The 10,718-nt window shown below is 32.1% G+C and carries 7 protein-coding genes and 3 other annotated features; of the genes, 1 reads left to right on the forward strand and 6 read right to left on the reverse strand.

Going from position 1 to position 10,718, the window contains the following annotated elements:
• Window positions 1–552 precede the first annotated feature (552 nt).
• Window positions 553–1,704 carry a PucR family transcriptional regulator gene (locus CLCOS_RS21150; RefSeq protein WP_063599945.1) on the reverse strand — a complete coding sequence of 384 codons (1,152 nt, stop codon included), beginning with the start codon at window positions 1,702–1,704 and terminating at the stop codon, window positions 553–555.
• 339 nt (window positions 1,705–2,043) lie between these two features.
• On the opposite strand from CLCOS_RS21150, the gene CLCOS_RS21155 reads away from it, so the two are divergent.
• Window positions 2,044–4,005, forward strand: coding sequence for a cytidylate kinase family protein (locus CLCOS_RS21155; protein ID WP_063599946.1), 1,962 nt, complete (start codon window positions 2,044–2,046; stop codon window positions 4,003–4,005).
• A 130-nt stretch (window positions 4,006–4,135) separates the two neighbouring features.
• On the opposite strand, the gene CLCOS_RS21160 is transcribed toward CLCOS_RS21155, so the two are convergent.
• The 5 genes from CLCOS_RS21160 to ilvC form a co-directional block, all read right to left on the reverse strand.
• Window positions 4,136–4,402, reverse strand: a complete 267-nt coding sequence (locus tag CLCOS_RS21160) for a hypothetical protein (RefSeq protein ID WP_063599947.1) — start codon at window positions 4,400–4,402, stop codon at window positions 4,136–4,138.
• 252 nt (window positions 4,403–4,654) lie between these two features.
• Window positions 4,655–5,146, reverse strand: a complete 492-nt coding sequence (gene ilvN / locus CLCOS_RS21165; protein ID WP_063600029.1) for an acetolactate synthase small subunit — start codon at window positions 5,144–5,146, stop codon at window positions 4,655–4,657.
• 15 nt (window positions 5,147–5,161) lie between these two features.
• The gene (gene ilvB / locus CLCOS_RS21170) at window positions 5,162–6,772 is read right to left on the reverse strand and encodes a biosynthetic-type acetolactate synthase large subunit (RefSeq protein WP_063599948.1); all 1,611 of its coding nucleotides are present in this window, start codon (window positions 6,770–6,772) and stop codon (window positions 5,162–5,164) included.
• Between the two features lie 60 nt (window positions 6,773–6,832).
• Window positions 6,833–7,029: a binding site (T-box leader), on the reverse strand.
• A gap of 341 nt (window positions 7,030–7,370) precedes the next feature.
• Window positions 7,371–7,569, reverse strand: a binding site (T-box leader).
• A gap of 377 nt (window positions 7,570–7,946) precedes the next feature.
• Entirely contained in the window at window positions 7,947–9,605 is a 1,659-nt protein-coding gene (gene ilvD / locus CLCOS_RS21175) for a dihydroxy-acid dehydratase (RefSeq protein ID WP_063599949.1), read from the reverse strand.
• Between the two features lie 51 nt (window positions 9,606–9,656).
• Window positions 9,657–9,849: a binding site (T-box leader), on the reverse strand.
• Window positions 9,850–10,160: 311 nt separating this feature from the next.
• Window positions 10,161–10,718: ketol-acid reductoisomerase (ilvC, locus tag CLCOS_RS21180; protein ID WP_063602655.1), on the reverse strand; the 558-nt coding region annotated here is incomplete at its 5' end.

Here is a 10,718-nt window from a genome sequence, read left to right on the forward strand (position 1 = left end):
ATAAAGCCTTCCCATGTCCTCTTTTCTTTAATTTCGTATATTTTTTAAGTAAAATATCATAAATCGTATGATAAATTATTAAAAAAACTAAATAATTATTTTCTATTTGTTAATTTTGAAAGGTTATATTTGCGAATTATTTTTAGTTTTAACTACTACATGCCTAGTAAATTACTATCTGGAAAAAATTTATATTTGAAATGTTTAATTTAACCTAATGTTTATCTTATATGACTTTTCTAATAATATAAAATAATATAATAAGAACTATCTCATCCATATTTTAATATTGACAAGATAGTTCTACATTTTATCCGATGACTACCTGCTCTAATACTCTCACGCACTCTGTGAAAGCGACTGTCACCAAATCAAAGAATTTGGGACATCTGCTTTTCTCCAAGTGAGAGTAAAGAGCATCTACGTCCCTGGATAACGATTTTCCCTAAAGGATAACGTCTTCTAAGTGCTAAAGACACTAAGAATCCTGTTAATAAGCATCATGTGGAGTAAAAACTCCATCTGATGCCAAGAACTCTGTTTATCATGCATTTACAATCTCAGATATTCTTTAATATAAAAGGCCATCCTTAAATTAAACTTATCCTCCGTTGAGGTTAAATCTTTTTTTAAAAGATCATGTATTTTCTTCATGCGATAATTGATGGTATTGCGATGGTTATATAAGAAATTTGCAGTTTCCTGAATGCTGCCATCAAAATCCAAATATACTTTCAGAGTTTTTAGCAGTTGGGTGTTATTCTTCCTGTCATAATCTATTATGGGATCAAGCATTTCAAAATATATATTTCGTAGTAATTCTTTGTTAGATACAGAACTCAGTATGCGAAATATACCAAGATCGTCAAAATACACACAGTCCTTATTCGAAGCTTTAGCTGTTTCTAAAGCATAGGAAGCAGTAGAGTAGCTAAAATAAAGTTTTGATAATGAAGAAACTTTTTCACCTATTCCTATTTGAGGTCTCAATATTGATGAGTTTAAAGCTATTTCATTATCAATTATTTCAAAATAGTTTTTCATAAGATTATTTAGTAATTTTTTTGAGCATTCCTGCAGAATTAGAATATAATAGTTATTTTTTAAAAATATATGATATTTTATCGATAAGAGATTAATACAATTTTGTAATTTCAACGGCGAACTAATATTAGTTATTTTAGCTGCATAATAAGAAGATTCTGTAGGATAACCATTTGAATTTAAAAGAGGAATATAATTTTTAACATTTTGTGAATCGAATATTACATTGTAAAACAGCTTAGACAAAGTATTTTCCAGGTATTTATCCATAAATATCTTATTACAGTAATCTTGCATAATATCAGAAATGTGTATCTCCCAAGGCATTATAAAAAGAGGAAAATTTTCTGAATTACACAGTTCAATAACTTCTCTAGAAATATCCTTAATAAGAATATATTTATCAGTATTTATTAACAAGCCGCTGCACTTTCGGTAAATTAATTCTCTAATTAATTCATAAAGCCAGCTTATTTTTGTTCCAGCTGACAAACCAGTAGTAATAACTAATTCATTTCCTCTTAGAAAATCTGCATTTTCTATATCTTCAGCAAGGTACACCCAGGTTATATCATTTATGAGGCCTTTTTCCCCTGCCATTAACCTGATCTTATATATTTCTTTTGAAGATGAATAAAATTCAGATAAAAGATAACTCATATTTTGACTCCCTTTTACAATTTTAAATTGATTTTTTAATAGTATATCATAAATTTTTTTATTTGTTTTGTACTCACAGCATAAAAAAATCAGTAAAATTTGTGTTTGTTTACTGTTGTCATAAAATTTAAAATATGCTATAGTTTAATCTAACAAGGACATGGCAATGTATCTGTTATAGTTATTTTTGCCATGTCCTTGTTTTTTATCTGCATAATTTGTAAACTGTTATCTCCCACTTTGATAGAAGTTGGAGTGTTACAGTAGGTAGCCATCAGATAAATGGTTATTGTAAAACTTAATTAATAAAACAATAATTTATTGAAAAGGAGAGCTAACATGATAAAAAAGATTTTAATTGCAAATCGCGGTGAAATTGTAAACAGGATTATTCATACATGTAATAAACTTAACATTGAAACTGTTGTTGTATACTCAGACGCTGATAAAAATGCTGATTACATTAACAAAGCTGCAGAAAGCTATAATATCGGACCCTCTGCACCTGTTAAAAGTTACTTAAATATTGATGCACTTGTAGATGTTATTAAGAAATCAGGGGCAGATGCAGTACATCCCGGATATGGATTTTTATCAGAGGCAGCATCATTTGCTAATGCAGTTGCTGCTGCAGGTGCAAAATGGATCGGACCTGACCCTTCAATTCTAGAAAACATCGAATCCAAATGTTATTGCCGTATTATTGCTAATAAATTAGGGGTTCCGGTTACACCAGGAACAATTAATCCGATTTCCAGTGTAAAAGAAATTTATGATACTGCACAAAAAGTTGGTTTGCCTATTTTACTTAAACTGGACAAAGGCGGCGGAGGTAAAGGAATAGAAAAAATTACTTATTTTGAATCTGAAAAAGTTACACAAGCTATTTTCGAAAGCATGCAGAGAATAGGAAATATGGCATTTGCAAGTGGGGATATTTACATTGAAAAAGCAGTACTATCTCCAAGACACATAGAAGTACAGTTTATAGCAGATGACTATGGAAATGTAGTCTGTTTAGGAGAAAGAGAATGTTCTATTCAAAGAAGATATCAAAAGATTATTGAAGAATCACCGTCAGCTGTAGTTACTGAAGAAGACAGAAAGAAACTTTATTCATATACACAAAAAATAATCAAGGAAATGAAATACTCTGGAGCAGGTACCATTGAATATTTAAGAGGTGCTGATGGCAACTATTACTTTATGGAAATAAATGCAAGACTTCAAGTAGAACATCCTGTATCTGAATATGTTGTAAATATGGACTTAGTAGAAAATCAAATTCGTGTTGCAAACGGAGAAAAATTGCCATTTAAGCAGAAAGATGTTAAATTAAAAGGCCACAGCATTGAATGCCGTATTTATGCAGAAGATCCCAAAACATTTAAACCTTCGCCAGGTACAATTACAACTTTATCATTTCCTGATACGTCAGATGGAACTGTTCGTATAGAACATGCTATTCACGAAGGATACAAGATTTCTCCATTTTATGATCCTATGCTTTGTAAACTTGTGGTTTGGGAAAAAGATAGAAATACCTGCATTGCCAATATGATAAAAGCATTGAAAGACTTTAAGCTAGAAGGAGTTTCTACAACCATAAATACTGATATTGCAATAATGCGAAATAAAAACTTTGTTTCCGGCAACTTTACCACAGCTTTTCTAGAAAATGAAAAGGTAAATATCGGATTAGAGAATTATGTAATAACTATTTCCCGTCAATTCGGTAGTCTGGGACGTCCCATTGCTAAAAAAATGGCTGAATTGTTAGGTGTTGAATATTACGACAGGGATATCGTAGAAGAAGCTGCAAAAAAGATGAATTTGCCTGTATCTACTATTGACAGTGGAGAAGAAATAGATAAAAACGAATACAAAAAAATGAAATTTCCACTAGGAACTAGTTCAGAAAAGATACAGGAAGAAATATTTGAAGCCCAAAAGAAAATCATCTGTGATCTGGCAGATAAATCATCCTGTATATTTGTAGGAAGGTGTTCTGACTATATTTTAAGAAACCATTCAAATCATTTCAGCATATTTATCTATGCTCCCTATGAGATACGAAAGGAAAATTGTATCAATATACTTCATATAAAGCCAGATGAAGCTGATAAATTGATTAAAGAAGTTGATGAAGCGCGTCAGCTATACAGCCTAAGTTATGCAAAATCATACAGTGATAATGTACTTTACAAAGACATCTTAATTAACAGCAGCCTATTCGGCGGAGTTGATGAAACAGCAAAGGTATTAGTTAATATGATTAGGAAGAAATTTAATCTTGCTTAGTGGGAATGGGTATAGATTTGTGTAAAAACCAAATCTATACCCATTTTCAATTTCATATTTAACGAGCTGAAGATTGTAAAAAATATCCGGAGTATAAGTTTATTTTCCGTTTGGAAACCTTATACATACTTTATATGAACTCTTGTGATATATCACCTTCTATACTGCTTATGATTACAACTTGATCCGGCAAATCTTCAATTTCGATTTTAATTTCTGTAGATTCATCTACTATGCCTTTATTAAAATTTTTAAGATACTCATAAAGATTACAAGAATTAATATTGCTGTTTTCACTTACATTCACAGTTAATTTATTTACTCTTGAAAATTTTTTTGATTTACAACATTCCAGTAAGCCCTGGGATATCTTACTCAATAATATTGTATTGTCCATGTCTGTGTCCCTCCTCTAAATTTAATTTTCATACCACCCTTATGGCATTTCATCTATAACTTTAAATAAGTTCTTTACTTCAAATATTAATTTTGTATTCCCATCTTTTAAATATAATTTGTCTATATTAAGTATATAATTTATATTTGTTAATATTCCTATTTATAAGTAATATTAGCAAATAAAAAAAATACCTCTTTGCCTTTAATATTTATAAAAGGCAAAGAGGCATTTTTTGTTATAAGTTTGCATTTAATCTTCTAGCTTACTTCCCCTTTGAAGTGCAGTAAGTCCAGTACGTATAATTTCCTTTATTCCATAAGGTTTCATTAGTTCAATAAAAGCAGATATCTTTTTTTCATTTCCGGTTATTTCAATTATCATACTTTTTTCATTCATATCCACTATTTTACCTCTAAAAGTATTTACGCTTTCCATAATTAACAGTTTATTGTTGGCTTCTGCACAAACTTTTATAAGAGATAACTCCCTATAAACAGATGCGTCGGGGTCTAATTCTATTACTTTTATAACTTCAATCAATTTATTCAGCTGTTTACTTATTTGCTCAAACATATAGTCGTCTCCAATGGATACAATAGTCATTCGTGATATTTCAGGATCTCCTGTAACTCCTACAGTAAGACTGTGAATATTATATCCCCTTCTACTAAAAAGTCCAGCTACTTTACTTAAAACACCTGAATGATTTTCCACTAATACTGACATCACATACTTTTTTATAGTAATCACCTCTTTCTAAAAAGTTCTCTCGTGAGGATCTACAATGCACTCTATTAAAAATGCCTTGCTTGAATCTAATGCTTCTTTAAAAACCCCTTTAAATTCAGCATCATTTTCTACTCTCTTAGCTGTCAATCCATAGGCTTCTGCAAGTTTAACAAAACTTGGATTAGTCCTAAAATTTACCCCAAACTCTCCATTATATTTGTTATCTTGTATTTCTCTAACCATACCAAGTCCTGAGTTATTAAACAATACTATAATAATGTTTAGATTGTTTTCAGCAATAGTTCCAAGTTCAAAAAGACTCATTTGAAATCCGCCATCACCTGCAAAAGCTATAACTTGTTTATCAGGACATGCAATTTTAGCACCAATAGCTGCTGGAAGAGAATATCCCATAGTTCCGAGGCCTCCAGAAGTTAAAAACTTTCTATTCCCTGCCATCTTAAAATTACGGGCACACCACAACTGATTTTGTCCTACATCTGCTGTTAAAATAACATCTTCTCCTAGTATATCAGAAACAGTTTTTAATACATATTTGGGATTAACTTTATCTGTAGGCTTTCTTTGTATCTGCAAATCTTTCTTCCAATTTCTAATTTCTTCCATCCATTCTTTCGTCTGTGGAGATACTATTTCCTTATTTAAGTCTGATAAAATATTTCCGCAATCCCCAACTACTGGAATATAAGTGTTTAAAATTTTCCCTATTTCAGCAGGATCAATATCTATATGAATTATATCCGCATCCTTTGCAAAACTTTTTACTCCACTGACAGTTCTATCTGAAGCTCTAGCTCCAATCAGTATTAGTACATCTGCATTTTGTACAACTTTATTGGCATAAGCAAATCCATGCGTACCTATTAAACCTATATAATAATCACTATTTTCATTTATACATCCTTTACCCATAAGAGTATGGACAACAGGTATATGTGATTTTGTAACAAATTGTTCCAATTGTTCTTGTGCATTTGCCAGTATAACTCCACCACCTGCACAAATAAGAGGTTTCTTGCTAACTTTAATTCTGTCTATTATTTTCTTTATCTGTCCAGAATGTCCTTTAACAGTAGGTTTGTATCCTCTTATATTTACACTTTCAGGATATTCAAAATCAATATCTTCTTCCATTATATCCATAGGTATATCTACGAGTACAGGACCTTTTCTACCAGTTTCAGCTATATAAAATGCTTCCTTTATAGTCTTAGGTATAGATTTAGCATCTCTTACAAGGAAATTATATTTTGTAAAAGATTCTGTAGCACCTGTGATATCTAGTTCTTGAAATACATCCCTTCCGATTAACGTAGACTTAACCTGACCCGTAATAACAACAAGAGGAATGGAATCCATATATGCAGCAGCAATGGCAGTAATGAGATTAGTTGCGCCAGGTCCTGATGTAACTATACAGACTCCAACTTCTCCAGTTGACCTAGCATATCCACTAGCAGAGTGTCCTGCAGCTTGTTCCTGTCTTACTAATATATGCTTCACATCTGATTTTCTCAAAGCTTCATATATAGGAACCACTGCAGCACCAGGATACCCAAATACCATATTTACATTTTCTTTTTTTAAACATTGGATAACTGCTTCAGCAGCTTTCATAACCATCTCTCCTTGTAAATTCAATTTAATAGGATTTTTGGGTACAAAAAAACAGACTCCTTATGGGGTGAGAAGTCTGTTCACGGTACCACCCAATTTTATCACTCAATTTAATAACGGCAAAGCCGGCCCAGCCTACTAATTTCAGCTTACAGCTCAAGGGCGAGTTTCAATATTATATATCTGTGAGTTTACACCAAAGCCCTCACTCTCTTTAAAATATTATAATATCTACTTATCCCTTTCAAAGCTTTCATATATTAATACGTATTTTATACTTTCTAATTTACATTTACAAATAGTTTTTAAAAATTAAATTACTTAAATCAAATTTAAACTTGATACACACTAAATATTCATCTGATGGCTACCTACTGTAGCACTCCCATGCACTCTGTGAAAGCGACTATCATCAAATCAAAGATTTGAGATATCTGCTTTTCTATCAAGGTGTGAGATAACAGTAGCTACCCCCCTAGATAATTCATCTAAACTTAGTGGGAGAAACAAAATCCCACTAAGTAAGATTCACTGATAATTCAAAGTAATTAATATAGGTAATTTTAGGTTAAAAATTAGCACAAAAAAACAGCCTTTCTCTTGAGGCGAGAAGTCTGTTCGCGGTACCACCCAATTTTATTACTTAATTCAATAACGATTCACACCGGCACAGCTTACTATAATTTCAGCTTACAGCTCAAGGGTGAGTTTCAATATGAAATATTTATGGGTTTACACCAGATCCCACTCGCTTTAAAATATACATCATATTTAATAGTCCCTGTCAAAGCTTTTATTATTTAAATATGAGTATATGTTACTATAAAACATTTTAAATGTCAATGGTTTATTCTGAATTTTTATTAAATAATATATTTATTCAACTTTCACATATATCAAGTTAAGAATTAATAATGAAAAATTAATAGTGAAGGATGATTTTTAGCTATCGCAAAAAATCTTTAAATTTATATAAATTAGCAATGTTTCGCTTTAGCGAAACGAGTGGTGGTGAAAAGCTTAATCAAAGATTTTTTGTAGTGTAACGAAAAAAATCCATATTAACTATTAATTCTTCATTCTTAACTATTAATTAAAAATATTGCTTCACAAAGTTTTCAAACTGCAAAAGTTGAATATATTTACAAATTAAAAGTACACTAAAAAACTCCCATTATTTAAGAACTGCGCCTGTATTTGCAGAAGTAACCAATTTTGCATACCTTGATAAATATCCTGTTTTTATCTTAGGTTCAGGCTTTACATAGTTCTTTCTTCTCTTTTCAAGTTCTTCCTCGCTTACTTTCAGCTCTAATTTTTTATTTGTAATATCTACAAATATAGTATCTCCTTCTTCTACAAGTCCTATTAGTCCACCTTCCATAGCTTCTGGTGACACATGGCCTATAGATGCCCCTCTTGTAGCTCCTGAGAATCTTCCATCTGTTAAAAGTGCTACATCTTTATCTAAACCCATACCTGCTATAGCAGAAGTTGGTGAAAGCATTTCTCTCATTCCAGGTCCGCCTTTTGGCCCTTCATATCTTATTACAATTACATCGCCTTTATTTATTTCATTGCCAAATATAGCCTTAACTGCTTCTTCTTCAGAATTATATACCCTAGCTGGTCCTTCATGTACCATCGTTTCTTTTGAAACTGCAGATTCTTTAACTACAGCTCCATCTGGTGCCAGGTTTCCTCTAAGTATTGCTATTCCACCTTCACTGCTGTAAGCATTGTCCACACTTCTTATAACTTCATAATCAAGCACTTTAAAATCCTTTATAGTTTCACCTACAGTTTTTCCAGTAACAGTAAGTGCATCTTCATTTATAAGACCTTTCTTAGAAAGTTCATTCATAAGAGCTGGTATTCCCCCTGCCAGATGAAGATCTTCCATATGATGCTTGCCACTTGGACTTAATTTTGTAAGACAAGGCGTGTGTTTACTTATTTCATGAAATAAATCCAAATTAAGTTCTATACCTGCCTCATGAGCAATTGCTGGAAGATGAAGTACTGTATTTGTAGATCCTGCCATAGCCATATCTACTGTTATAGCATTTTTAAATGCATCTAAAGTTAGTATATCTCTTGGTCGTCTATCGTTCTTTACACAATCCATTACATACATTCCTGCGTATTTTGCCAGCTGATTTCTCTCACCAGTTTGTGCAAGTGCACTTCCATTTAGAGGTAAACCCATTCCAAGTACTTCTGTAAGACTGTTCATACTGTTTGCTGTAAATAATCCTGAGCAGGAACCGCATCCAGGACAAGCTCTCTTAGCTTCTTCTTCAAGTTCTTCCTCTGTTACTTTTCCATCGCTGCAAGCTGCCACCTTTTCAATACAAGTGCTAAAATCAAGTGCTTTGTTATTTAGCTTGCCTGCCCTCATAGGTCCTCCACTTACTACTACAGCTGGTATATTAAGTCTTGCAGCTGCCATAAGCATTCCAGGTACAATTTTGTCACAGTTGGGAATGAGTACTAATCCATCAAAACCATGAGCTGTTGCCATAGCTTCAATTGAATCTGCTATTAATTCTCTTGAAGCAAGAGAATACTTCATTCCAACATGACCCATTGCAATTCCATCGCAAACTGCAATAGCAGGAAACTCTATAGGAGTACCTCCAGACATTGCTACTCCAAGTTTTGCAGCTTTTGCTATTTCATCTAAATGCATGTGACCTGCAACTATTTCGTTTTGTGAATTTACTATTCCTATAAGAGGTCTTTCAATTTCCTCTTTTGTATATCCCATTCCATACATAAGTGCTCTTGCTGGAGCTGCCTTAATCCCCTTTTTTACTGAATCACTTTTCATTTTTAGTATCCTCCTTAAATCTGGAAATTTTTTGTAAAAAAATAACCGCCTGCCTAGGGCAAGAAGCTTTGTGGTACCACCCAATTTATTTTCTAATTCTAATAACGGTAATACCGACGCAGCTTACTAATTTCAGCTTGTAACTTAGGAGTGATTTTCAAAAGTTTCGTATTCATGGGTTTTCACCTTATCCCCATTCTCTAAAAATACTCCACTATTTACTCTTCTCCATCATAGTTTTTATAATACATATATATAATTTCGTAATAACTTTCGTACATTTTATAAAAAAATTTATATTTATAAGCCCTTTTTTATTTACAAGTAATATCTACCTATAATTATTTTGCCCCTAAAAAGATAGATATTGATATTACAGGGATTAGGGAAAAGTAATTCCCCTACTTCTCCTGTAAACTTAAGTCATCCGCTAAATGATAAGCCCCCTTATTCATAAGCGTTATTCATAAGTAATTTTTTATTGATACACTGTTAAAATATTACCCCAATTTAATAAATATTTTAATACTGCCAATTGAACATTCTACTTTTTAATTACTCATTATCAGGATTTTCATTGATCCATGACATCATTGATCTAAGTTCTTTTCCAACTTTTTCTATTGGAGCATCTTTTTCCATTCTTCTTCTTGCTGTAAATCCTGGTCTTCCAGTTTGGTTCTCAAGAAGCCATTCTCTTGCAAATGTTCCATCTTGGATCTCTTTAAGAACTTTCTTCATCTCAGCTCTTGTATTGTCATTGATTATTCTCTTGCCTATCTTATAATCTCCATATTCAGCAGTATCACTTACAGAATATCTCATTCTAGCTAATCCACCTTCATATATCAAGTCAACTATTAACTTCATCTCATGCAAACATTCAAAGTATGCATTTTCAGGAGCGTATCCAGCTTCAACTAATGTATCAAAACCTGCTTTTATAAGTTCTGCAACTCCTCCGCAAAGTACTACTTGTTCACCGAATAAATCAGTTTCAGTTTCAACTTTAAATGTTGTAGTCATAACTCCTGCTCTAGTTCCACCAATTCCTTTTCCATAAGCTAAAGCAATTTCTTTTCCTTTTCCACTGTAATCTTGATATACTGCATA

Source organism: Clostridium coskatii, assembly GCF_001675205.1.
GTDB classification, from domain to species: Bacteria; Bacillota; Clostridia; order Clostridiales; family Clostridiaceae; genus Clostridium_B; species Clostridium_B ljungdahlii.

Coding starts and splice junctions, on each gene's coding strand:
- ilvB (WP_063599948.1), bottom strand. CDS start 6,772: ATGAAAGCTGCTGAAGCAGTTATCCAATGTTTAAAAAAAGAAAATGTA.
- CLCOS_RS21160 (WP_063599947.1), bottom strand. CDS start 4,402: ATGGACAATACAATATTATTGAGTAAGATATCCCAGGGCTTACTGGAA.
- CLCOS_RS21150 (WP_063599945.1), bottom strand. CDS start 1,704: ATGAGTTATCTTTTATCTGAATTTTATTCATCTTCAAAAGAAATATAT.
- ilvD (WP_063599949.1), bottom strand. CDS start 9,605: ATGAAAAGTGATTCAGTAAAAAAGGGGATTAAGGCAGCTCCAGCAAGA.
- CLCOS_RS21155 (WP_063599946.1), top strand. CDS start 2,044: ATGATAAAAAAGATTTTAATTGCAAATCGCGGTGAAATTGTAAACAGG.